General features: G+C 57.7%; 1 protein-coding gene. It reads right to left on the bottom strand.

The genetic code is table 11. The features are described from left to right. Positions 1 to 641 (bottom strand): contractile injection system protein, VgrG/Pvc8 family (locus B4W65_RS17115; RefSeq protein ID WP_205741329.1); only part of this gene is annotated, 641 nt, incomplete at both ends.

The raw sequence follows: 641 nt of genomic DNA, 5'->3' as shown, positions 1-641 counted from the left end.
GTATTCAGTTGCTCGAGTTTGCTGCGGATGCGCAGTTGTTGCAGTTCGAGATCGAAGGCGGCGCGGGTGGTGTCTTCGCGCTTGGGGTTGCCGAGGATGAGTTTTTGTCCGTCGTAGTAAAACCACTCGCCACAGAGGGCGGCCATGCGGGACAAGAATTTCCAGGTGGTTTCTTTGTACTTGGCGGCGTAGGGCAGGATGCCTTCGAAGATGGGTTTGCTTTCGAGCTCGATGCGAAGGCCGGAGTTTTCGATTTCTTCGCTCACGAGGTTACCGATGGTGTAATCGACGTAGGCGGCCATGGAGGGTCCGCGGTCGAGCAGCAGGGTGGGACTGCCGCCGATGATCAGGGCGTAGCCCTGGTCGCCGTCTTTGCCGCCGACTTCGATGTCGGTTATGAGGCCGGAGAATTCGGTGAGTTCGCCGCTTTCTTTGTGCTCCATGCGTATGTCGAGGGTCTCGCCGAGTTGTTCAAATACGGTTTCGGGGGTGGTGCTCCAGAGACTGGGCTTGTTGGGTTTGTAGTTGACCAGCACTTCGAAGTGGTGGTGGCCGTGCATGGATTGGTGCAGGGTGAGGGTTTCGTAGTCGCAGGTGGTACCGGCGATCTGGATGGTGACATCCACCTGGTTGAGCATGTC

Source organism: Geofilum rhodophaeum (assembly GCF_002210225.1).
Lineage (GTDB): Bacteria > Bacteroidota > Bacteroidia > Bacteroidales > Marinilabiliaceae > Geofilum > Geofilum rhodophaeum.
Note: the sequence above shows the minus strand (reverse complement) of the source record. Positions and strands in the feature narration are given on the sequence as shown.